This window comes from Streptomyces sp. A5-4 (assembly GCF_051131715.1).
In the GTDB taxonomy this organism is placed as follows: domain Bacteria; phylum Actinomycetota; class Actinomycetes; order Streptomycetales; family Streptomycetaceae; genus Streptomyces.
The window spans coordinates 5,702,385-5,724,252 of record NZ_CP178591.1 but is presented as its reverse complement, the minus strand read 5'-3'; the positions used below and the strand labels follow the sequence as shown (position 1 = coordinate 5,724,252).

Below are 21,868 nucleotides of genomic sequence, written 5' to 3'. Positions count from 1 at the left end.
TCGGGGCCTCAGTCCAGCGGTACGGACGTGCGCAGCGGATCGCGCAGGTCCGTACCGTGCGACAGCCAGCGCTCCTGGAGCTCCTGCGCGCCCTTGACCCGCTTCCACGCCGCCTCGTTCGGCGTCATCGGCAGCACCGGCAGGAACCGCACCGGGTCCATCGGCCCGTCCAGCTCCAGATCCTCGATCAGCCCGCCGGACTCCGCGACGAGCACCGAACTGAACGGCGCCCCCGGCCACAGCGGTTCACCCACGTCCAGCGAAGCACCCGAGGCCACCACCACTCCCTCGACCTGCGGCGAGGCGGCCAGAACCGCGAGTGGGCGCAGCACCTTGTCGGTGTCGGCCGCCCCGGCCCGTACCGAAAGGACCAGCTCGGCGCGCGGCCCGGTCAGCGGATCGGCGAGCGTCGCGGTCGGGTCGGCCATCGGCGCGGCCGACATGCCGAGGGTGGCGTAGCGCACGATGTCGCCGTCCACGAAGCGCAGCACCTCGACGCGGTCCGTACCGAGGAACGTGACAGCGGCGCGCGCGTCCGGTTCGCCCAGAGCCGTACGCAACCGGGCTTCCACCAGCGCAAGAACATCTCCCATGCCGCGAGCATAGGACGCGCGCACAGGGGCCGCGCGGGCGCGTCGGGCGACGGCCCGAGCGGCCTGCGCAGCGGCGTGCGGGCGGGCGCGGGGTCGCGTACGGAACACGCGAAGGGAGGACTTGACACAGCGGTGGGCTGATAGTCTGGGCCGCTGGTCAGGGCAGCACGCAGAAGCGTGGCTTTCGAGCCCGGACATCACGTCGTCCCCCAAGGGGGACCGGCTGGAGGAGGTGGGGCTGCGGTGCATCGAAGTCGACCCGGTAGTACCAATCGCTCTTCCGCACAGCCCGCATTCCCCGTGGCCTGAAGCCCTTCGTACCCGGCCGACAACCGGTGAAACATCTGGGGCGCACGGTATTTCGCGCGACGGAAGAGCACTTCGTTTTTGCCTGATCCGTGTCTGAGCGAACGCCGTCACCGCGTCCCTGCGGTGCCGCCCGCTTTGCCGACGTACGGAGCCCCGACGCCGTGGCCCGAACGTCTCCATTCCGGGCCGCGCCACGCCTCGCAGACGGCTTCTCCGTGAAGGAGCCCGCCATGTCGATGATCCGTGACCTGCGCGCAGCAGTCCGTCCCTCGCTGCGCAAGAGCAGCGTTGTCTACAGCAACTACGACGCCACCCGCGACCCGTCCGCCAGCAGCGCGGTCGTCGACTGCGCGGTCTACCGCGACGGGCGCCGGGCCAGGGGCGCCGAGCACCTCACCCCGCACGAGGCGATGACCCGCGTCCGGGAGGACGGCGGCTTCGCCTGGATCGGCCTGCACGAGCCGACCGAAGCCGAATTCGCCGGTATCGCCGCCGAGTTCGGGCTGCACCCACTGGCCGTGGAGGACGCCGTGCACGCACACCAGCGGCCCAAGCTGGAGCGGTACGACGACACCCTCTTCACCGTCTTCAAGACCATCCACTACGTCGACCACGCCGAACTGACCGCCACCAGCGAGGTCGTGGAGACCGGCGAGGTGATGTGCTTCACCGGCCAGGACTTCGTGATCACCGTGCGGCACGGCGGCAAGGGTTCGCTGCGCGCGCTGCGCCACCGCCTCCAGGACGACCCCGAGCTGCTCGCCAAAGGCCCCTCGTCGGTGCTGCACTCGATCGCCGACCATGTCGTCGACGGGTACATCGCGGTCGCCGCCGCCATGCAGGACGACATCGACGAGGTCGAGATCGATGTCTTCTCGGCCCCCGACAAGAGGGGCCCGCGCGGCTCGGACGCGGGGCGGATCTACCAGCTCAAGCGCGAGGTGCTGGAGTTCAAGCGGGCCGTCTCACCACTGCTGCGGCCGATGCAGCAGCTCAGCGAGCGGCCGATGCGGCTGATCGACCCGGACATCCAGAAGTACTTCCGCGACGTCGCCGACCACCTCGCGCGCGTGCACGAACAGGTCATCGGCTTCGACGAGTTGCTCAACTCGATCCTCCAGGCCAACCTCGCGCAGGCGACGGTCGCGCAGAACGAGGACATGCGCAAGATCACGTCCTGGGCGGCGATCATCGCCGTACCGACGATGATCTGCGGGGTCTACGGAATGAACTTCGAGCACATGCCGGAGCTGAAGTGGCAGTACGGCTACGAGCTGGTCCTCGCCAGCATCGCGGTCGTCTGCTTCGGCATCCACCGCACCCTCAAGCGGAACGGCTGGCTCTGACCACCAGCGCCAGGCCGGCCATGATCACCAACAGGGCGGGGTAGGCAGCCACGGGTGGCTGCTGCCCCAGCCAGAGGGCGGCGATCAGGGCCGCGCCGGGCGTCTCCAGCAGGATCGCCGTCGAGGTGACGGACGGGCCGAGGGTGGAGACGACGCGGTTGAAGAGCGAGTGGCCGAGGAGCTGCGCGACCGCCGTCAGCGCGGCCAGCTGGAGCCAGGTCGTCGCGTCGTAGCCACCGAGCTCGATGCCCGAGGCGAGACAGACACCGAGCAGGATCAGGGCGGTCGTCGAGTAGCAGATGACGGTGTACGCCGTCGTGCTCGCCGTCCGCCGCACCTCGGCCCCGAGCAGCACGTACCCGGCGGCGGCGATGCCGCCGCCGAGCGCGAGCGCGTCACCCGCCAGGGCGCGCGGCGACAGCGTCAGGTCGACGCCGGTGAGGATGACCACGCCGACGACGGCGAGGAGGGTCCCGGCCCACACCATGCGGGGCGGCCGGTGGCCCCGCATGCGCAGCAGCAGCGTCGTCCAGATCGGGGTGGTCGTGCAGAGCGCCGTCGACGAGGCGACCGAGGTCATCCGCAGGCTGGGCAGCCAGAGCCCGAAGTGCAGGGCCAGCAGCGCCCCGGCGGAGAGCGCGAGGAGCAGCGGCCTGCGGCCGAAGTGACGCAGCTCGGCACGGCACTTGAGCAGCGCCACGGGGGTCAGCACGCCGACCGCCATGGCATTGCGCCAGAAGGCGATGGCCAGCGCGGGGGCGGCGGTCGCGGCGATGAGCGGCGCCGAGAACGAGACGCTCGCGACGGCGACGCCGAGCAGCACGACATCGATACGGGGCGCTGTGTGCGGCCCGGGTATCGGGGCGGGCGCGGCGCCGGGCAGCGCGCCGGGCGTGGTGGATCGGGCGCCGGTGCGGCGGGTGGTTGCGGACACAGGCACACGGTAAGGCGCGTTCCGCATAAACGGAACTGTCCCCCTCGGTCCCTCCCGTACTCGCCCCTCCCGGCCTCCCCTAGGCTTCGGCCCATGACGCAGACCTTGCTCGATCAGGCCCTCGTCGAGGAGGCCACCAAGAAGTCCGGACTCATCTGGGTGCAGGGCACCGGACCGGCGCGGGCGCTCTGGCACGTATGGCACGAGGGCGGTGTGTACGTCGTCGGGGACGGCCCCGGTGAGCAGCCCTTTCCCGGGCTCGTCGCCGGGGAGAGCGCCGAGGTGACCGTACGCAGCAAGGACAAGGGCGGACGGCTCGTCGCGTGGACGGCGGCCGTGAGCGAGCAGGCACCGGACTCGGAGTCGTGGAGGGCGGCGGTCGCGGAGCTCAAGGGCAAGCGGCTGAACGCGCCCGACGTCGAGGTGATGACGGAGCGCTGGGCCCGCGAGTGCCGGGTGCTCCGCCTGGAGCCGCTGAGCATGACGACGGCCCTGCCGGACGGCTCACTGGCAGCGCCGCCGCTCCCCACGAAAGCGACAACCCGCCAGCCGGCCCCGGAGGCGCTGCCGAAGCTGCTGCTGCGCCGAAAGAAGCGCTGACGCGCCGGAGTGCCGGGACCTCGATCGGCGGACGCTGCGTCCCTTCAACGCCGGGGAACGGCCGCTTCGGCCCGGCACATTCAGCCCGCCCGACGCTCGGGGCAGGGGGCCGGGGCGTGGGATCGCCCGCGCGTTCTCCCGCCCCTCCATTTCCAGCCGCCCTGCGTTCTGGGCAGGAGGTCCGGGGGCCGGGGCGGAGCCCCCCCTCAGCCGCTTCCCCGCGGAAGCTGCTGCCCGTAGTCCACCGTCTCGTCCTTGTCCGGCGCGGCCAGGGCGAAGTCCCGGTCCCAGTCCGCGAGCCGCACGACCCCCGCACCCCCCGCCCGCTCGAGCTGGAGCGGATAGGGCAGGCCCTGGAGGGCCACGGCGAGCTTGCCGCCCTTGCCCTCGCCCCCATTGACCTGGATCGTGCGAATGCCGCCGACCTGGTCGCGCGCGCCCTTGCTCAGCTCGCCGTGCAGCCCGAGCAGCCCGTCCAGCAGGATGTCCTTGTCCGTGAAGCCCCGCAGCTGGTCGTACGCGGGGTCGCCGTCCGGCACCTTCACGTACTTGTCCTCCAGCTTGCCCGCCGCCGCCTCGTCCGACTTGCTGGGCGCACTCCCGTGGTCCCAGAAGGCCGCGCCGGCCTTCATGAAGAGCTCGTCGTCGATGCGCAGCAGCTCGAACATGGTGCCCCTGGAGGTGACGGAGCCCGTCCCGCCGCCCTTCTTGAGGCGCATGTCGAGCTTGTACGAGCGCCCCTTGCTGACAACGGTCCCGGACAGCCGCACCGCCTCCGCGTCACGTGCCGCTTCCCGCGCCCGGCCCTCGATCGCCGAAGCGGAGAGCTTGCCCACCCCGTTCGTCCCCTCGTCCGGATCCTCGCCGCACGCGGTGAGCCCCGCCGCCAGCCCAACGCACACGACGCCGAGGAGTGTGGCCCTACGGGCTCGGGCGGCCTGGGGAAATGCAGTCACAGGCGCACTGCCTCTCATGCGGGTGTCCGGGTGGCAGCAGGCAGCGTACCTGTGCTCACTACGTCGCTCGGCGCAGAGCCGTCCGGGCGCTCCGCCGAAGCGGCCCGTACCGGCACGGGCTAGCCTGAACCCGGAATCCGACCACTTGCACAAAGATTCACGTGACCGGTTCGCGTGAACAGAGGGAGGCGCACCGCATGGCCTCAGGCGCCCCCCGCGTATTCGTCTCGCACCTCGCGGGAACGGCTGTGTTCGACCCCAACGGCGACCAGGTCGGCCGGGTCCGCGACCTGGTGGCGATGTTGCGGGTCGGCCTCAAGCCGCCGCGACTGCTCGGGCTCGTCGTCGAGGGCGTCAGCCGTCGGCGGATCTTCCTGCCCATGACCCGGGTGACCGGCGTCGAGTCCGGCCAGGTCATCACGACCGGCGTGGTCAACATGCGCCGCTTCGAACAGCGCCCGACCGAGCGCCTGGTCCTCGGCGAACTGCTGGACCGCCGTGTGCAGCTGGTGGACGGGGACGAGGAGGTGACGGTCCTCGACGTGGCGATCGTGCAGCTGCCCGCCCGCCGCGACTGGGAGATCGACAAGGTCTTCGTACGCAAGGGCAAGAGCGGGGCGCTACGGCGCCGTGGCGAGACGCTGACGGTCGAGTGGTCCGCGGTGACCGGCTTCTCGCTGGAGGAGCACGGACAGGGCGCGGAGAGCCTCCTGGCCACCTTCGAGCAGTTGCGCCCCGCGGACCTCGCCAACGCCCTGCACCATCTGACGCCCAAGCGGCGCGTCGAGGTGGCCGCCGCGCTCGACGACGACCGGCTGGCCGACGTACTCGAAGAGCTGCCCGACGACGACCAGGTGGAGATCCTGGGCAAGCTCAAGGAGGAGCGCGCGGCGGACGTCCTGGAGGCGATGGACCCGGACGACGCCGCCGACCTGCTCTCCGGGCTGCCGGAGGCGGACAAGGAGCGGCTGCTCGAACTGATGCGGCCCGACGACGCCGCCGACGTGCGGCGGCTGCTGTCCTACGAGGAGCGGACGGCCGGCGGTCTGATGACGACCGAGCCGATCGTGCTGCGGCCCGACGCGACGGTCGCGGACGCCCTCGCGCGCGTGCGCCAGCAGGACCTCTCCCCCGCGCTGGCCGCGCAGGTCTACGTATGCCGGCCGCCCGACGAGACGCCGACCGGCAAGTACCTGGGCATGGTCCACTTCCAACGGCTGTTGAGGGACCCGCCGTTCACGCTGGTCAGCTCGCTCATCGACACCGATCTGCCGCCGCTGGCACCCAGCACTCCGCTGCCGGCCCTGACCAGCTATCTGGCGGCGTACAACATGGTCGCCGCCCCGGTCGTGGACGAGACCGGGTCACTGCTCGGCGCGGTGACCGTCGACGACGTCCTCGACCATCTGCTGCCCGAGGACTGGCGCGAGACGGAATTCCACGAGGGGGAGGCCGGCCGTGGGCAGTGACCGGGGCAGCAACGCCAAGGAGCGAGCCAGGACGTCATCGACGACCGGCTCGACCGCGCTGCCGCGCGCCTCCCGCGTACGCCTGGATCAGCCGCGCCCGGCGCGCAAGCGGCTGCTGCCGGAGTACGACCCGGAGGCGTTCGGCCGGTTCTCCGAGAGGATCGCGCGTTTCCTGGGTACCGGGCGCTTCATCGTCTGGATGACGCTGATCATCATCCTGTGGGTGCTCTGGAACATCTACGCGCCCGACGCCCTGCGCTTCGACCAGTACCCGTTCATCTTCCTGACCCTGATGCTGTCCCTCCAGGCGTCGTACGCCGCGCCGCTGATCCTCCTCGCGCAGAACCGCCAGGACGACCGGGACCGGATCACCCATGAGCAGGACCGCAAGGAGAGCGAGCGCTCCATCGCCGACACGGAGTTCCTGACCCGGGAGATCGCGTCGCTCCGGATGGGGCTCGGCGAGGTCGCCACCCGCGACTGGATCCGCTCGGAACTCCAGGACCTGGTCAAGGAGATGGAGGAGCGGCGCAGCCTATTCCCGCCGGTGATCTCTTCCGAGCGTGACGAAGGCGACCGCTGACGGGGCTTTCCCGGAGCGGGAGTGCGCGCCGTACCATCGGCAGTATGGCTATGGAAGACGCGGTGCGCGAAGCACTGGCGACGGTGAACGACCCCGAGATCCACAAACCGATCACTGAGCTCGGCATGGTCAAATCGGTGGAGATCGGGGCGGACGGCGCGGTTGCCGTCGCCGTCTATCTCACCGTCTCCGGCTGCCCGATGCGCGAGACCATCACCAACAACGTGCGCGAGGCGGTCGAGCGCGTAGAAGGTGTGACAAGCGTCTCCGTCGAACTCGACGTGATGAGCGACGAGCAGCGCAAGGAGCTCGCGGGCGCGCTGCGCGGCGGCACCCCCGAGCGGGAGGTCCCGTTCGCGCAGCCGGGCTCGCTGACCCGGGTGTACGCGGTCGCCTCCGGAAAGGGCGGCGTCGGCAAGTCCTCGGTGACGGTGAACCTGGCCGCCGCGATGGCGGCGGACGGGCTGAAGGTCGGCGTCGTGGACGCGGACATCTACGGGCACAGCGTGCCGCGCATGCTGGGCGCCGAGGGCAGGCCCACCCAGGTCGAGAACATGATCATGCCGCCGTCCGCGCACGGCGTGAAGGTCATCTCGATCGGGATGTTCACTCCGGGCAACGCGCCGGTCGTGTGGCGCGGCCCGATGCTGCACCGCGCACTCCAGCAGTTCCTCGCGGACGTGTACTGGGGCGACCTGGACGTGCTCCTGATGGACCTGCCGCCGGGCACCGGCGACATCGCGATCTCGGTGGCGCAGCTCGTGCCGAACGCCGAGATCCTCGTGGTCACCACGCCACAGCAGGCCGCGGCGGAGGTGGCCGAGCGGGCCGGTTCCATCGCCGTGCAGACCCACCAGAAGATCGTCGGCGTCGTCGAGAACATGTCGGGCATGCCCTGCCCGCACTGCGACGAGATGGTCGACATCTTCGGAACGGGCGGTGGCCAGTCGGTTGCCGAAGGGCTCACGAAGACGACCGGCGCCCACGTGCCGGTGCTGGGCTCCATCCCCATCGACGTACGCCTGCGTGAGGGTGGCGACGAGGGCAAGCCGATCGTGCTGAGCGACCCCGACTCCCCGGCCGGCGCGGCGCTGCGTGCCATCGCGGGGAAGCTGGGTGGCCGCGCGCGCGGCCTGTCGGGCATGTCGCTGGGCATCACCCCGCGCAACAAGTTCTAGAGGACCGGCCCGTACGGACGGGTAAGGGGCGACCGCCATGGCGGTCGCCCCTTACCCATTCGCTCACTCCGGTGGTGTCACTCGTACGACGTGATGTCCTTGACCACCGAGAAGCCCAGGCCGTACGCGCTCATGCCGCGTCCGTACGCCCCGAGGTGCACGCCTGCCTCCGCCGAGCCCGCCAGCACCCAGCCGAACTCGGACTCGCGGTAGTGGAAGGGCGTCGGCACACCGTCCACCGGCAGCGACAGCGTCGACCAGTCGGGCCCGGACAGATCGTCGGCCAACTCGAACGCCGCCTCCGTCTGCTGGTCCAGCCAGTCGTCGCGCAGCGTGTGGTCCAGCTGCGCGGGCCAGGTGGACGACAGCAGACCCGAGCCTGCCAGCCAGGCGGCCGAGGAGACCGAAGTGGCCTCCAGCACGCCCGTACCGTCGCCGCTGCGCCGCACGGGGCTGCTGGCGACGGTCACGACAACCGCGAAGCGTTCCTTCTCCTGGCCGTCGTCGGCTCGTATCGACGGCTCTTCGCCGTGCCCCGTGGAACCGTGCTGCACAGTCCCGTCCGCCGCGGCGGCGACCTGCATCAGCCAGCGCGGTCCGGTGAACGCCTCATCCAGTCCGTACCAGGGGAAGGGTGCCCGCAGATAGCCGTCGACCGTTCGCCGGGCTGCTGGCACCCCCTCCGCCGTGGACGTGCTGGGGGCACCGGAAATTCCCTGTGCTCCTACCCGACTCGTGGTCTCCATCTACCCGGCCGCCTCCTCGATCGTCGACGTCCGGCACGGCCCGCCCCCCTCGGGCGTCCTCACCACCGGACAGATGGAGGATAGCCACCTCACCGCGACTCGTCCGGAAGGGCAGGTCTCAGAGGACGTTCGCTCCCGTTCTGTAGCAAAAAATCCGATATGCGCACCGCCTGGACTATCCCTATTGCGCAAGTTAGACCAACTATGGGCTGGTGGTGGCGACCTGTTCACCGGTCAGTATGCCCAGCTATGGCTGGGAAGCTCTCGTCCCGTTCGAAGATGCGCCGATTCGTCCGATACAGTCGCTCGGCGACAGGTCAGCAGCCCCATATTTCACCCGCGCAGACCACGGAAAATCGTAAAAATACGGCCGAAATTGGACGGAACAAATCGGGAGCGAACGTCCTCTCAGGTGGCGTCTGCGTCGAAGGGCGGGCGCTCGCCCTGATCGAGCTTTTCGCGCTTCTTGAGCAGGTCGGGAGTGCCCGATGAGCCATTCGACGCACTGGTCGGGCTCGCCGCGCCGGATGCCGTTTTGGCCGACGAAGCACTGTCGCGGCCGTGCACCGCGTCCGCGACCTCGGCCATCTCGCCCTTGAGGTCGAAACTGCTGCGGATCTCTTCCAGCCCCAGGTCGTCATTGCCCATCAGCTGCTTACGGACAAAGGTCTTGGGATTGAGGTCCTCGAAATCGAAGTCCTTGAATTCCGGGCCCAGTTCGGAACGGATGTCGTTCTTCGCACTGTCCGAGAACTCGCGGATCTTACGGATCATGGCCGAGGCGTCCTGAATGAGCTTCGGCAGTTTCTCCGGGCCGAAGATGAGGACAGCAAGGACCACGAGCGTCACCAGCTCGAGTGCGCCAATGTCACTGAACACCTTGCTGCTCCTTGACTCTCCGCGCCCGCAGGTCGAGTGGACCTCCGCGCCGCAGGCAGGGGACCGGTCCGGGCCCGGTCTACGGTACCTGGCCAATCTGTCCGGGCGGTACCTTCACGTAACACCCAGGTGGTGGCCGACGCGTTCGCTCAGGTGCCGTCCGCCGAACCGAGCGTGACCGTGATGGCCTGTTTCCTGTCGCCTCGCGTCACGGTCAGTTCCAGCCGGTCTCCCGGCCGGTGGGCACGGATCTTGACGATCAGCTCCTGGCCGTTGTGCACCCGCTGCCCGTCCACCTCGGTGATGACGTCGCGCGGCCGGATCCCGGCCTTCGCACCGGGGCCGTCGGGTGTCACGGCCGGTCCGTCGCTGCCCTTGGTGCCGACCCGCGCGCCGTCGCCCGTGTACTGCATGTCGAGGGTGACGCCGATGACCGGATGGGTCGCACTGCCCTTGTTGATCAGCTCTTCGGCGACGCGCTTGGCCTGGTTGATCGGGATCGCGAAGCCCAGGCCGATGCTGCCGCCCTGGCCCCCGTCGAGCTCCGAGCCGGTGTCCGCGGCGCGTATCGCGCTGTTCACGCCGATGACGTGGGCCTCGGAGTTGACCAACGGTCCGCCGGAATTGCCGGGGTTTATCGGAGCGTCGGTCTGTAGCGCGTTCACATAGCTGACGTCGCTGCCGTCGCCCTTCTCGCCGCCCGCGGTGATGGGGCGCTCCTTGGCGCTGATGATGCCGGAGGTCACGGTGTTCTGCAGGTCGAAGGGGGCGCCGATGGCCACCACCGGGTCGCCGACCTGCACGTTGTCGGAATTGCCCAGGGGCAGCGGCTTGAGACCCGCGACCCCGGTGACCTTGACGACCGCCAGGTCGTAGCCGCTGTCCTTGCCGACGACCTTCGCCTTCGCGGTCTCGCCGCCGCTGAAGGTGATGGTGATGGTGCCGCCGGCCCCGGCGGGCTCCACCACATGATTGTTGGTGAGGATGTGCCCTTGTCCGTCGAGGACGAAGCCGGTGCCCGTGCCCTGCTCCCCGGCGCCACTGACGTGCAGGGTGACGACGCTGGGCAGCGCGCTGGCCGCGATGCCGGCGACGCTGTCGGGCGCGCGGCCCTTGCTTCCGGCGTCCCCCGCCTTGTCGGCCTGGGGCAGCTCGACGGTGGTGAGCCCCCCGTTGCGCTCGATGTACGCACCGATGCCGCCGCCGACGCCGCCGGCGGTCAGCGCGATGAGCAGCGCCCCGACGAGCAGCGTGCCGCGCCGCCCGCCCCTGCCACGCCCTGAGCCGCCCCGGGCCCCCTGGGTGCTGGAGCTGCCGGGATGGGTCAGCGGCTGCTGGGGAGCCCCCCAGGGGTCGTACTGGAGCCACTGGGAAGGCTGGTGGAGCTGGGGCTGGGGTACCGGCTGGGTGTGAGGTGCCGGGTGAGGCTGGGGTACCGGCTGGGTGTGCGACGCCAGGTGGGGCTGGGGCTGGTGGGGGACGTGCGGCTGGAGCTGCGGGGGCTGGGGCTGGTGGGAGGTGTGCGGCTGCGGAGGTTGCTCCGCGTACGGCGGGGGCGGCTGCGTGGGCGCGCTCGCACCGTTCGCCGCGGGCGGACCCTGCGGTACGGCCGTGCCCTGCGGCGGCGTCGGGACCGGGCGCTGCACGGGCGGCGCGAGCGCCCAGGGGCCCGGGCCCCCGTACGGCGGGGTGCTGTAGGGATCCGGCGCGTGGCGCGGCTGCGGACGGCGCTGGTCGGCGGGCTCCGATATCTGCTGCGGCTGTTCGCCGGGCCCGGCCGTCTGCGAGCCCGGCGCGACCGCCACCGCGGGGTGAGCACGCTCGTCGGGTCGAGCGGGGTCGGCGTCCTGGGGTGCATCGGCTTCGGGCATCCGCGCATCATCGCGACCCTCGACGCTCCGTGCCGGTTGGACCGCCCCGTTCACAACAGGCCCACCGCGAGCTGCCGAATCTCCGGCAGGCGCGTCCTCGACGGCAGCGTCATCAACCGGCGCAGGGTCGGGGCCAGGGTGGACCCGGGCATCCTCGGCCCGCGCACCATCGGCCGGTACCTCAGCAACTGGCGCGGAGTCCACCGGCGTACCGAAAGCCGCAGCCACAGTCCCCGCATCGGAATCCGCATCCGTGCCCGCGCCGCGCGTCCTCGCCGGACGGCTCCACCACTTCGCCTTCGGCCCCGTGGGCTTGCCCTCGTCCATGCTCTCCCCGCAACCCCACGAGCACGCCGCTTGGGCCGTGCCACCTTGTTCGCCGCGCCCCGTGAAGGGACCCCTTCCAGGGATTCAACCAGGTTTGCGAAGGGCCGCGCAGGGGCCGGTCGGCGTCAGCGGGAAACAGGCAGCCCGGACTTGGCCGGGGCCGCCGACTGACTGGGCGGCGGCGAGAGCGCCATCGCCGGGCCATGGGCGGAGGCGTTGATGAACGACGGGGCCGATCCCGACGGACGTATCAGCGGCAGCGGAGAGACCGCGGACAGCGCCGATGCCGGAGCCGAGAACGGGTGCGTCATGAGGTGAGTCATGGAATGGCCCTGGCCCGGGCTCGGTCGCGCTCCGAGGAGCACGGACGGCGGCGCGGTGGCCGAGGTCGACGCGGTGGCCGAAGCAAGGGCCGACGCCGAGCGGCTGTCGGAGCCGGACAGCGCGAGCAGGCCGCTCCCGCCGCCCTGCCGGCGGCTGTTCTCGGGTGTGACGCCCGCAGGACCCGTGCTGCGCATCGGTGTGACACTGCCGGAGCCTTCGCCCCTGGCATTGGTCTCGGGCGCGGAACCCAGCGGCATGGCGCCGCCGAGCGCGATCGCCGCGAGCGAGACCGCGCTCGCCGCCGCGAAGGCGAATCGCCAGCCCCGACCACCGGAGCGCTCCGCGTCGGAGCGGCCCACGTCGTGAATGCGGAACCCACGCTGGCGCGCCGTTTCCGGGAAGGGCCCGGAATGCGCCCCGGCCGGTTCATAACCGAAGGGCCCGCCAAAACTCATTCTTCGCTCGTCGACTCCGAAGACCCCGTTCCCGAAGCCTCCGCCGCCGAACGGCCTTTCCTCGTCGCGGTCGTCACCTCCGGGCCCACCGGGGCCGCCGGGCAGCCCCTGGAGCCGCGCGAGCAGCCCCTCGGAGGGGGGTGGTGGTGCGGCCTGCGAGAAAACGCTCTTCAGCCTGCGCTGGGAGTCGGCCTCGGTCTTGCATTTGGTACAGGACGCCAGATGCGACAGGACACGCTCACGGACGTCATGGCTCAGCTCGCCGTCCACCAGAGCCGCGAGCCGGTCGCCGAGGTGCTGTTCCGCGGGGGTCGGTCGGGTGCCACTCACTCGGCTCCGCCCTCTCCGCCCACCACAGGGATGCCGTGGCCCACCGTCGCGAAGGAGCGCTGCTCGGCGCGCGCCTGGGGAGAGCGGTGCTGCAGGGCCTTGCGCAGGTGGGAGCGACCGCGGTGGATACGGCTGCGCACGGTGCCGAGCTTGACGCCCAGCGTCGCGGCGATCTCCTCGTAGGAAAGGCCCTCGATGTCGCAGAGGACCACGGCGGCACGGAACTCGGGCGCGAGGGTGTCCAGCGCCTGCTGCACGTCCGCGTCGAAGTGGGAGTCGTTGAAAACCTGCTGCGGGGACGGCTCACGGCTCGGCAGCCGCTCCGCCGCGTCGTCGCCGAGCGCGTCGAAACGGATTCGCTGCTTGCGCCGGACCATGTCCAGGAACAGGTTGGTGGTGATGCGGTGGAGCCAGCCCTCGAAAGTGCCGGGCGTGTAGGTCGACAGCGACCGGAAGACACGGACGAATACCTCTTGCGTGAGGTCTTCGGCATCGTGCTGATTGCCGGTCAGGCGGTAAGCGAGGCGGTAGACACGGCCGCTGTGTGTGCTGACGATCTCCTCCCACGAGGGAGGTGTCCATGCCTGAGATTCCGCATCTGAGGCGAACGTCGCGGTCTGTACGGAGGCAGCGGAGCGGGAGCTGTCAGCATTGTCGGTCACGGATTTCGGCTCGCCCGTCGACCTGAGAAAGCGCTTCAGCACTCCCCTGCGGTCACCGGTCGCAGCCGCACCTCCCCTGTCGGCTCTGGTGGTGTCCAGTGGAGCCCCTACCATAGCCACCTCGCCCGTTAGCTCCGGATAAGCATCTTTACGTGAATTTGGAACTCGCATACGGTCCTCATCCACGCTTCCCTCTCTCTTCATAACGCCCGGTCCCATCTGCGGGTTCCCGACACCAACGGATACAGTCACCGTTGCGCCAACTACGGGGACAGGAGAGGGCCATTACCGCCAACCGGCAGACGAACTGGGCGTTCGCCGACGCCTATGTCGCCGAGGACGAGGCCCTGCGCTGGGCTCGTGATCGGGCCCGGGAGGCAGGGATCCGCTCGGTGACCCCCGGCACCGGCGCCGCGCTGCGCCTGCTCGCGGCCACCTCGGACGCCAAGTCGGTGGCCGAGATCGGGACGGGCACCGGCATTTCCGGCAGCTATCTGCTGCACGGGATGCGGCCCGACGGCGTACTGACCACCGTGGATCCGGAGCCGGAGTGGCAGCAGTTCGCCCGCGAGGCCTTCCGTGCCGCGGGCTTCGCGAGCAATCGGGCCCGTTTCATTCCGGGCCGCGCCCTCGATGTGCTGCCGCGGCTCGCCGACGGCGGTTACGACCTGGTCTTCTGCGACGGCGACCGGCTCGAGTACATGGACTATCTCGCTGAATCGTTGCGCCTGCTGCGGCCCGGCGGAATCGTCGCGTTCGAAGGTGTCTTCGCCGACGGCCGTACGGTCGACTCCTCGGCCCAGGCGCCCGAGGTCCAGCGGCTGCGTGAACTTCTGCGCGCCGTCCGGGAGAGCCGTGGGCTGATGCCGACGCTGCTGCCGGTCGGCGACGGGCTGCTCTGCGCCGTGCGCCGCTGAGGGCCGTACGCCGCCGAGAGCCGCCGTACGCCGCTCATCAGGGCTTCCCACTTCCCCGGCCCCGCACGGACCCGCCCCCGGGGATCTTGACCGGCCTCGACGGGCCCTGGGGCGTCGGCCTCAGGACACACCACTGCCCCGGAACGCTGTGTGCGTGCCGGGGCAGTGACAGTGTTGATCGGGGTCAAGCCCCGTAGCCCGAAGTTCTGGGCGCGTTCCGCGTCAGCCGACGACCTTCTTCAGTGCGTCGCCGAGGGCATCGGCCTCGTCCGGAGTCAGCTCGACGACAAGTCGCCCGCCGCCTTCGAGCGGAACGCGCATGACGATGCCCCGCCCCTCCTTGGTCACCTCGAGCGGGCCGTCGCCCGTCCGCGGCTTCATGGCCGCCATGCTCGTTCCCCTTCCTGAAACCAGCTCATCGCAGCCGACAACCCAGGTGTCACCGGCATCGAACACATTGCTTCCAGGCCATTATCCCGCATCGCAGGACCCAATGACCAACATCAGTCGGCATCGCTTGCGCAACGCGCTCTCTCAAAACGCCGCAATTCGGCGGTACGCCTGCGATACTTCGCCGCTGTCGGCCGCTCCTGGGCCCCGGTTTGTTAGACACACGTCACATGCCCACGTCCCCGGATCTCCGCCATGCTGGGCTCGACATGCCTGCCCGAGCCGCAAAAGGGGACCTACTGATGGCCGACACCGTGCTCTACGAGGTGACCGACGGACTCGCGACGATCACGATCAATCGTCCCGATGCCATGAACGCCATGAACACCGAGGCGAAGGTCGCCCTGCGTGACGCCGTGCAGGCCGCGGGGGCGGACACGGCGGTCCGCGCGGTGCTGCTCACCGCCACCGGGCGGGCCTTCTGCGTGGGCCAGGACCTCAAGGAGCACATCTCCACGCTCACGGCGGACCGCGAGGCGGGCACCGGCAACACCATGAGCACCGTGCACGAGCACTACAACCCCGTCGTGCGCGCCCTGACCGAAATGCCGAAGCCGGTCGTCGCCGGGATCAACGGCGTGGCGGCGGGCGCGGGCTTCGGTTTCGCCCTCGCCGCGGATTACCGGGTCGTCGCCGACACGGCCTCGTTCAACACGTCCTTCGCCGGGGTCGCACTGACCGCCGACTCGGGCGTTTCGTGGACCCTGCCGCGCCTGATCGGCCAGAGCCGCGCCGCCGACCTGCTGCTCTTCCCGCGCTCGATCACCGCTCAGCAGGCCTTCGACCTGGGCATCGCCAATAAGCTGGTGCCCGCCGCCGAGCTGGCCACCGAGGCCTCGGCCGTCGCCCGCGCACTGGCCGCCGGCCCGACGCTCGCCTATGCCGCGCTCAAGCAGTCCCTGGCGTACGGGGCGGGCCACACGCTGAGCGAGACGCTGGAGAAGGAGGACGAACTCCAGTCGAGGGCGGGCGCGTCGGAGGACCACACCATCGCCGTCCAGGCCTTCGTCGGGAAGACCAAGCCGACGTACCTGGGGCGCTAGGAGCTTGGGGACGCCCGCGTCCCCGGCCCCCTGACCCGCCGGACACCGCTCCGGACCCTCAGGGGGCCACCCGCGGCGCCTCGCGGGACACGCAGCGCGCCAGATGGTCATTGACCAGGCCACAGGCCTGCATCAGGGCGTACGCCGTGATCGGGCCGACGAAGCGGATGTCGCGCTTCTTGAGGCCCTTGGCCAGCGCGGTGGACTCCGCGGTGATCGCCGGGACGTCCGAGATCGTGCGCGGCGCCGGGCGCGTCGCGGGGTCCGGGGCGTACGACCAGATCAGCGTTTCGAGCTCGCCGGCCGGCCAGTCGGCGAGGGTCCTGGCGTTCGCGAGGGTGGCTTCGATCTTGGCTCGATTGCGGATGATGCCGGGGTCGGCGAGCAGCCGGGCGGCGTCGGCGTCCGTGAAGGCGGCCACCGAAGCGATCTTGAAATCGGCGAAGGCGGTACGGAAGCCCTCGCGCCGGCGCAGGATCGTCAGCCAGGACAGGCCGGACTGGAAGGCCTCCAGGCAGAGCCGCTCGTACAGCGCGTCGTCGCCGTGGACCGGGCGGCCCCACTCCTCGTCGTGATATGCGACGTAGTCCTCGGTGGAGAGGCCCCAGGGGCAGCGGAGGCCGCCGTCCGGGCCCGGCGCGACGCCGCCCTCCGCCGTCATGAGCTCGGCTCCTCGCCGGTGCGCTTGTAGAGGTCGAGGCCGCCTATGGCGTCGGCCTGCACGCCGGCCAGCGCGACCTCCAGCTCGGCGATCCGCGCGTCCCGCTCGGCCAACTCGGCGCCCACTCTGCCGAGCACCTCGTCGACGTCCGACATCCGATAGCCCCGCAGGGCCAGCGGCAGGCGCAGGGCCTCGATATCCGCGCGGCCCACCGGGCGCGTCGCGGGCAGCGGGTCCACCAGATGATCGGGCGCCGCGTCGGGCAGCACGCCACCGCTGTCGCTGCCGCCCCCGCCGACCACGGCGAGGGTGACCGCGGCGACCACCACGACCATCGCCACCACCAAGAACAAGAACACGAGCGTCTCCCCGGGCCACGCGCAGAGCGGAAACTGTCCAGTCCCGATCGTGCCATGCGGGACTGACAGTTAAGGTCGCAGGCGACCGATGCGAGGAGGAAACACGGTGCTCAGGCTGGGACAGCGCGAGTTCGACGCGCACGAGCCGGTGATCATGGCGATCGTGAACCGGACCCCGGACTCCTTCTACGACCAGGGCGCGACCTTCCGCGACGAGCCCGCGCTCGCCCGGGTCGAGCAGGCGGTGTCCGAGGGCGCCGCGATCGTCGACATCGGAGGGGTGAAGGCCGGGCCCGGCGAGGACGTGAGCGCCGAGGAGGAGGCGCGGCGCACGGTCGGCTTCGTGGCCGAGGTGCGCAGGCGCCACCCGGACGTGGTGATCAGCGTCGACACCTGGCGGCACGATGTCGGCGAGGCGGTCTGCGAGGCGGGGGCGGATCTGCTCAACGACGCGTGGGGCGGGGTCGATCCCAAGCTGGCCGGGGTCGCGGCGCGTTTCGGCGTGGGTCTGGTCTGTACGCACGCGGGCGGCGCGGAGCCGCGTACCCGGCCGCACCGGATCGCGTACCCGGACGTGATGGCCGACATCCTCGGCGTCACCCTCGGCCTGGCCGAGCGCGCGGCGGAGCTGGGCGTGCGACGCGACGCGATCATGATCGATCCGGGGCACGACTTCGGCAAGAACACGCGGCACAGCCTGGAGGCGACGCGCCGGCTGGAGGAGATGGTCACGACGGGCTGGCCCGTCCTGGTCTCCCTGTCCAACAAGGACTTCGTCGGCGAGACGCTCGACAAGCCGGTGAAGGAACGGGTCATCGGGACGCTGGCGACGACGGCGGTTTCGGCGTGGCTGGGGGCACGGGTGTACCGGGTGCACGAGGTCGCGGAGACGAAACAGGTGCTGGACATGGTGGCGTCGATCGCGGGGCACCGGCCGCCGGCGGTCGCCCGGCGCGGGCTGGCGTAGCCGGGGTGGTGCGGGCGCCGGGGCGGGTGCGGATGGGCCGCTGCGGCTGTCCCCTCCCCGCTCCCGTAGCCGGGGCTCCGGTTCTCAGGCCCCGGGGCGGGCTGAATGGGCGGGGTGCCAGAACGCGGGGCGGCCTCACAGGTCGGTCCCGGTCCTCGGGCGCCGGACGGGCTGAAGATGCGCGGCTCCGGAAACTCTCGGCCCGTCCGGCGCTTGGGGACAAGCGCCGCTCCTACTTGCCCGTCTCCTCCGTCACCAGCGCCACCGCTTCCTTCACGTCGTCCGTCACGTGGAACAGCAGCAGGTCCTTCTCCGAGGCCTTGCCCTGTGCCACCACCGTGTTCCGCAACCAGTCGACCAGGCCGCCCCAGTACGCCGTGCCGAAGAGCACGATCGGGAACCGGGTCACCTTGCTCGTCTGAACCAGGGTCAGTGCCTCGAAGAGTTCATCGAGGGTGCCGAGGCCGCCCGGCAGGACCACGAAGCCCTGTGCGTACTTGACGAACATCGTCTTGCGGACGAAGAAGTACCGGAAGTTCACGCCGATGTCGACGTGCGGGTTGAGCCCCTGTTCGAAGGGGAGCTCGATGCCCAGGCCGACCGAGACGCCCTTCGCCTCCCGGGCCCCCTTGTTCGCCGCTTCCATCGCACCTGGCCCACCGCCCGTGATCACCGCGAAGCCCGCTTCGACCAGGGCGCTGCCGAGCTCCACGCCCGTCTCGTACTCGGGGCTGCCCGGCGGTGTGCGTGCCGAGCCGAAGACGCTGATCGCACTGGGCAGTTCGGCGAGTGCGCCAAAGCCCTCGATGAACTCGGCCTGGATGCGCATGACCCGCCAGGGGTCGGTGTGCACCCACTCGGAGTCGCCCTCGGTGTCCAGCAGCCGCTGGTCCGTGGTGCCGGGCTGGACCTGGTCGCGGCGGCGCAGCACCGGACCGAGCCGTTGCTCGTCCGGTGCCCGCTCCTCCTCAGGAATCGTCATGCCGTACTCCCTCCGCTGCCGAACATTGTCCGGTCAGGGTAGGTCCACAGACGTGACGAAAAGCGAAATTCAGGCAGTCAACCAGGTGCGGAGTCGCTCTTCGCAGTGCGTGATGCGTTCCACCGCGACGTGCTCGTCCCGCTTGTGCGCGAAGAGTGCGTCACCGGGCCCGTAGTTCACCGCGGGCACCCCGAGCGCGCTGAAGCGTGAGACGTCCGTCCAGCCGAACTTGGGCTGCGCGGTGCCGCCCACCGCGGCCATGAACGCGGCGGCGGCCGGGTGCGAGAGGCCGGGCAGGGCCGCGCCCGAGTGGTCGTCCACCACGAACTCCGCGATGTCGCAGTCCGCGAAGACCTCCCGGACGTGCGCCAGCGCCTCGTCCGCACTGCGGTCGGGCGCGTAACGGAAGTTGACCGACACCGTGCAGGCGTCGGGGATCACATTGCCCGCGACCCCGCCCTCGATCTTCACCGCGTTGAGGCCCTCGCGGTACTCCAGGCCGTCGATGACCGGGCGCCGAGGCTCGTACGCCGCCAGCCGCGCCAGGATGGGGGCGGCCGTGTGGATCGCGTTCGAGCCCATCCAGGCGCGTGCCGAGTGCGCCCGCTCCCCCGCGGTCCGCAGCAGCACCCGCAGCGTGCCCTGGCAGCCGCCCTCGACCTGCGCGTCGGACGGCTCCAGGAGTACGGCGAAGTCGCCCGCCAGCCAGTCGGGGTGTGCCTCGGCGACGTGGCCGAGGCCGTTGAGGTGGGCGGCGACCTCTTCGTTGTCGTAGAAGACGAACGTCAGGTCCCGGTTGGGCGCGGGGACGGTCGCCGCGATACGCAGCTGGACGGCGACCCCGGACTTCATGTCGGTGGTGCCGCAGCCCCACAGGACGCCGTTCCCGTCGAGCCGCGAGGGCACGTTGTCGGCGATCGGGACGGTGTCGATGTGTCCGGCCAGGATGACCCGCTCCGCGCGCCCCAGGTTCGTACGGGCCACCACGTTGTTGCCGTACCGGTCGACGGTGAGGTGCGGCAGGGCGCGCAGCGCCTCCTCGACCGCGTCGGCGAGGGGCTTCTCGTGGCCGCTCTCCGACCTGAAGTCGACGAGCCGGGCGGTCAGCGCGGGGGCGTCCAGAGCGAGGTCGAGCGGCGTTTCGGGCATGGCCCCGAGCCTAACGGGCCGCCCCGGAGCGGTCCGAAGCAGTGGGACCCAGCAGGCTCGTCACTCGCCTCAAGTACCTTTGGCCACGTGTCCGAGTCCACCGTTTCCACCCGCCGTGGCCGCACCCTCCGCATAGCGGCGGGTTTCGCCGTGCTGCTCGCCCTGGCCGGTTACCTGGTGGCGCAGTACGTGACCGGCGGCGGGGGCGCTCCCCGCTGCACCGTGCGCGCGGTGGAGGGTGACGGGGCGACGTACGAGATCAGCCCCGAGCAGGCCGTCAACGCCGCGACGATCTCCGCTGTCGGCACCTCGCGCGGGCTGCCCGAGCGGGCGGTGACGATCGCGCTGGCGACCGCGCTCCAGGAGTCGGCGCTGCGCAACATCAAGCACGGCGACCGGGACTCGCTCGGCCTGTTCCAGCAGCGGCCCTCACAGGGCTGGGGCACCGAGAAGCAGATCCTGGACGCCGGTTACTCGGCGGGGAAGTTCTACGAGTACCTGGAGAAGGTGCCCGGCTATTCGCGGCTGCCGCTGACCGTCGCCGCCCAGCGCGTCCAGCGCAGCGGCTTCCCGCAGGCGTACGCGAAGCACGAGCCGGACGCCGCGCTGCTGGCCGCCGCGCTCACCGGCCGCTCCCCCGCATCCCTCACCTGTGCGGCGGCGCAGGACACGCGGGTGGGCAAGCCGGCCGACGTACGGGCCGCGCTGGTGCGGGACTTCGGGGCCGATGTGCTGCCCAGGACCCGGGCGGCGGGCGCCGGGGCCACAGCGAGTCTCGGCGGCTCGACGGCGAAGGCCACGGTGACCGTCCCGGTGCCCTCGCAGGCGGCCGGCGTCACGGGGGCGGCCCGGGGAGCGGGCGGGGAGCGGCGTGGCTGGGAGCTGGCCCACTGGGCGGTCGCCCACTCGTCCGCGTTGCACATCGAACGCGTCACCTACGGGGACCGGATGTGGTCAGCGGGGGATTCCGGGAAGGCGTGGAGCAAGGCGAAGGGCGCCGCATCCGGCCCGGCAGAGGTCCGGATCACCACCGCGCAATAGTGCGGACGGTCACTCGAAAGCGGTAAGCGAGCCCTCCCGGTTCCGCTTTTCGCGGGCGCCCGCGCGCCCCCTTCCCACCACCCCCGAAAACCCTGCGAACAAAGGGCACCGACGGTATGACGGGCCATTCCGAGGCGGTTCTTTTGCCCGTATTCATCCATAACTGATTATGCGACGCATTACCAACTCTTTACCTTGGTGCACCGCAACCAACCCCTCCCCCCGAGGGGTTGTCAGTGCGTCCGATCGCCGGACAGGACAGCGTCCACGAACGTCTTCTCCCGTTTAAGGAGCACCATGTCCCTCCCCCTGGCCCGTCGGATCGCCCGCGCCGCACTGATCATCGCGGCCGGCGCAGCCCCCGTGGTCGGAGCGGCCGGTTCCGCGAGCGCCGTGGACCTCCCCACGGCCCCCAACCTGGGCGGCGTCACCGCACTGGACGGCGCCGGCCTCGGCAACGCCGTCGACGGTGCGGCACAGAAGTCCACCGATGCGGCGGGCGACACCGGCAGCAAGGCCGTCAAGAAGGCCGTACCGACCGCCGGCAAGACCGTCGGCAAAGCAGGCAAGACGGCCACCCCCGCCGCGCAGAACGCGGCCGGTGAGGTCGCGGGCAGCGCCGGCGACATCCTCGGCGAGACCGCGTCCACCGCGACCAGCGCCGGCAGCGGGCTGCCCTCCGGCGGCGGTCTGCCGACCGATCAGCTGCCGCTGAAGGGCCTGCCGCTCGGCTAGTC

At 70.8% G+C, this 21,868-nt stretch carries 23 protein-coding genes; 10 read left to right on the top strand and 13 right to left on the bottom strand.

Features of this window, described 5'->3' with window-relative positions:
• Nucleotides 1-8 precede the first annotated feature (8 nt).
• Nucleotides 9-593: a suppressor of fused domain protein gene (locus ACLLJJ_RS26855; RefSeq protein ID WP_434596125.1), complete on the bottom strand. Its 585-nt coding sequence runs from the start codon at nucleotides 591-593 to the stop codon at nucleotides 9-11.
• Nucleotides 594-1,132: 539 nt separating this feature from the next.
• Here ACLLJJ_RS26855 and ACLLJJ_RS26850 point away from each other — a divergent pair.
• The gene (locus ACLLJJ_RS26850) at nucleotides 1,133-2,248 is read left to right on the top strand and encodes a magnesium and cobalt transport protein CorA (RefSeq protein ID WP_434596123.1); all 1,116 of its coding nucleotides are present in this window, start codon (nucleotides 1,133-1,135) and stop codon (nucleotides 2,246-2,248) included.
• Here the strand turns inward: ACLLJJ_RS26850 and ACLLJJ_RS26845 are convergent.
• Nucleotides 2,226-3,209 carry a DMT family transporter gene (locus tag ACLLJJ_RS26845; protein ID WP_434596121.1) on the bottom strand — a complete coding sequence of 328 codons (984 nt, stop codon included), beginning with the start codon at nucleotides 3,207-3,209 and terminating at the stop codon, nucleotides 2,226-2,228. The two genes, ACLLJJ_RS26850 and ACLLJJ_RS26845, sit on opposite strands and share 23 nt — an antisense overlap.
• Before the next feature lie 66 nt (nucleotides 3,210-3,275).
• Here ACLLJJ_RS26845 and ACLLJJ_RS26840 point away from each other — a divergent pair, with 66 nt between their 5' ends.
• Nucleotides 3,276-3,782 (top strand): hypothetical protein, encoded by a 507-nt coding sequence (locus ACLLJJ_RS26840; protein WP_434596119.1) that lies wholly within the window; start codon nucleotides 3,276-3,278, stop codon nucleotides 3,780-3,782.
• 206 nt (nucleotides 3,783-3,988) lie between these two features.
• On the opposite strand, the gene ACLLJJ_RS26835 is transcribed toward ACLLJJ_RS26840, so the two are convergent.
• A complete protein-coding gene (locus ACLLJJ_RS26835; protein WP_434596117.1) occupies nucleotides 3,989-4,738 on the bottom strand; it encodes a hypothetical protein in 750 nt (249 codons plus the stop codon).
• A 197-nt stretch (nucleotides 4,739-4,935) separates the two neighbouring features.
• Here ACLLJJ_RS26835 and ACLLJJ_RS26830 point away from each other — a divergent pair, with 197 nt between their 5' ends.
• Genes ACLLJJ_RS26830 through ACLLJJ_RS26820 form a run of 3 tightly spaced genes read left to right on the top strand, consistent with a single transcriptional unit; the run spans nucleotide 4,936 to nucleotide 7,968 of the window.
• Complete coding sequence (locus ACLLJJ_RS26830) at nucleotides 4,936-6,207, top strand: magnesium transporter MgtE N-terminal domain-containing protein (RefSeq protein ID WP_434596115.1); 1,272 nt, start codon at nucleotides 4,936-4,938, stop codon at nucleotides 6,205-6,207.
• The gene (locus tag ACLLJJ_RS26825) at nucleotides 6,197-6,790 is read left to right on the top strand and encodes a DUF1003 domain-containing protein (RefSeq protein WP_434596113.1); all 594 of its coding nucleotides are present in this window, start codon (nucleotides 6,197-6,199) and stop codon (nucleotides 6,788-6,790) included. Before ACLLJJ_RS26830 ends, ACLLJJ_RS26825 begins: the two co-directional genes overlap by 11 nt.
• 44 nt (nucleotides 6,791-6,834) lie before the next feature.
• Nucleotides 6,835-7,968, top strand: a complete 1,134-nt coding sequence (locus tag ACLLJJ_RS26820) for an Mrp/NBP35 family ATP-binding protein (RefSeq protein ID WP_434596112.1) — start codon at nucleotides 6,835-6,837, stop codon at nucleotides 7,966-7,968.
• A 77-nt stretch (nucleotides 7,969-8,045) separates the two neighbouring features.
• On the opposite strand, the gene ACLLJJ_RS26815 is transcribed toward ACLLJJ_RS26820, so the two are convergent.
• The 5 genes from ACLLJJ_RS26815 to sigE all read right to left on the bottom strand — a co-directional run bounded on the left by ACLLJJ_RS26815 (nucleotide 8,046) and on the right by sigE (nucleotide 13,676).
• Complete coding sequence (locus ACLLJJ_RS26815; protein WP_434596110.1) at nucleotides 8,046-8,714, bottom strand: hypothetical protein; 669 nt, start codon at nucleotides 8,712-8,714, stop codon at nucleotides 8,046-8,048.
• Nucleotides 8,715-9,122: 408 nt separating this feature from the next.
• Nucleotides 9,123-9,593: a sec-independent translocase gene (locus tag ACLLJJ_RS26810; RefSeq protein ID WP_434596108.1), complete on the bottom strand. Its 471-nt coding sequence runs from the start codon at nucleotides 9,591-9,593 to the stop codon at nucleotides 9,123-9,125.
• A 149-nt stretch (nucleotides 9,594-9,742) separates the two neighbouring features.
• On the bottom strand, nucleotides 9,743-11,791 hold the full coding sequence (locus ACLLJJ_RS26805) for a trypsin-like peptidase domain-containing protein (protein ID WP_434596106.1): 2,049 nt from the start codon (nucleotides 11,789-11,791) through the stop codon (nucleotides 9,743-9,745).
• Between the two features lie 125 nt (nucleotides 11,792-11,916).
• Nucleotides 11,917-12,900, bottom strand: coding sequence for an anti-sigma factor family protein (locus ACLLJJ_RS26800; RefSeq protein ID WP_434596104.1), 984 nt, complete (start codon nucleotides 12,898-12,900; stop codon nucleotides 11,917-11,919).
• Nucleotides 12,897-13,676 (bottom strand): RNA polymerase sigma factor SigE, encoded by a 780-nt coding sequence (sigE, locus tag ACLLJJ_RS26795; RefSeq protein ID WP_434596101.1) that lies wholly within the window; start codon nucleotides 13,674-13,676, stop codon nucleotides 12,897-12,899. Before sigE ends, ACLLJJ_RS26800 begins: the two co-directional genes overlap by 4 nt.
• Before the next feature lie 140 nt (nucleotides 13,677-13,816).
• Here sigE and ACLLJJ_RS26790 point away from each other — a divergent pair, with 140 nt between their 5' ends.
• Nucleotides 13,817-14,479, top strand: coding sequence for an O-methyltransferase (locus tag ACLLJJ_RS26790; RefSeq protein ID WP_434596099.1), 663 nt, complete (start codon nucleotides 13,817-13,819; stop codon nucleotides 14,477-14,479).
• 222 nt (nucleotides 14,480-14,701) lie between these two features.
• On the opposite strand, the gene ACLLJJ_RS26785 is transcribed toward ACLLJJ_RS26790, so the two are convergent.
• Entirely contained in the window at nucleotides 14,702-14,869 is a 168-nt protein-coding gene (locus ACLLJJ_RS26785) for a DUF3117 domain-containing protein (protein ID WP_003966491.1), read from the bottom strand.
• Between the two features lie 302 nt (nucleotides 14,870-15,171).
• Between ACLLJJ_RS26785 and ACLLJJ_RS26780 the strand changes: the two genes are divergently transcribed.
• Complete coding sequence (locus ACLLJJ_RS26780) at nucleotides 15,172-15,972, top strand: enoyl-CoA hydratase/isomerase family protein (protein WP_434596074.1); 801 nt, start codon at nucleotides 15,172-15,174, stop codon at nucleotides 15,970-15,972.
• A gap of 58 nt (nucleotides 15,973-16,030) precedes the next feature.
• Here the strand turns inward: ACLLJJ_RS26780 and ACLLJJ_RS26775 are convergent, their stop codons facing one another.
• Together ACLLJJ_RS26775 and ACLLJJ_RS26770 are read right to left on the bottom strand one after the other, a co-directional pair.
• The gene (locus ACLLJJ_RS26775; protein WP_434596073.1) at nucleotides 16,031-16,633 is read right to left on the bottom strand and encodes a DNA-3-methyladenine glycosylase I; all 603 of its coding nucleotides are present in this window, start codon (nucleotides 16,631-16,633) and stop codon (nucleotides 16,031-16,033) included.
• On the bottom strand, nucleotides 16,630-16,992 hold the full coding sequence (locus ACLLJJ_RS26770; protein ID WP_434596072.1) for a DivIVA domain-containing protein: 363 nt from the start codon (nucleotides 16,990-16,992) through the stop codon (nucleotides 16,630-16,632). The genes ACLLJJ_RS26775 and ACLLJJ_RS26770 overlap by 4 nt, the downstream gene beginning before the upstream one ends.
• 106 nt (nucleotides 16,993-17,098) lie before the next feature.
• Here ACLLJJ_RS26770 and folP point away from each other — a divergent pair, with 106 nt between their 5' ends.
• Entirely contained in the window at nucleotides 17,099-17,959 is an 861-nt protein-coding gene (gene folP / locus ACLLJJ_RS26765) for a dihydropteroate synthase (RefSeq protein WP_434596070.1), read from the top strand.
• A 232-nt stretch (nucleotides 17,960-18,191) separates the two neighbouring features.
• On the opposite strand, the gene ACLLJJ_RS26760 is transcribed toward folP, so the two are convergent.
• Complete coding sequence (locus ACLLJJ_RS26760; protein ID WP_434596068.1) at nucleotides 18,192-18,941, bottom strand: TIGR00730 family Rossman fold protein; 750 nt, start codon at nucleotides 18,939-18,941, stop codon at nucleotides 18,192-18,194.
• A gap of 69 nt (nucleotides 18,942-19,010) precedes the next feature.
• Nucleotides 19,011-20,090 (bottom strand): succinyl-diaminopimelate desuccinylase, encoded by a 1,080-nt coding sequence (gene dapE, locus ACLLJJ_RS26755; protein WP_434596067.1) that lies wholly within the window; start codon nucleotides 20,088-20,090, stop codon nucleotides 19,011-19,013.
• Between the two features lie 87 nt (nucleotides 20,091-20,177).
• Here dapE and ACLLJJ_RS26750 point away from each other — a divergent pair, with 87 nt between their 5' ends.
• A complete protein-coding gene (locus ACLLJJ_RS26750) occupies nucleotides 20,178-21,131 on the top strand; it encodes a heavy metal transporter (protein ID WP_434596065.1) in 954 nt (317 codons plus the stop codon).
• 297 nt (nucleotides 21,132-21,428) lie between these two features.
• Nucleotides 21,429-21,866, top strand: coding sequence for an ATP-binding protein (locus ACLLJJ_RS26745; RefSeq protein ID WP_434596063.1), 438 nt, complete (start codon nucleotides 21,429-21,431; stop codon nucleotides 21,864-21,866).
• Nucleotides 21,867-21,868: the final 2 nt, after the last annotated feature.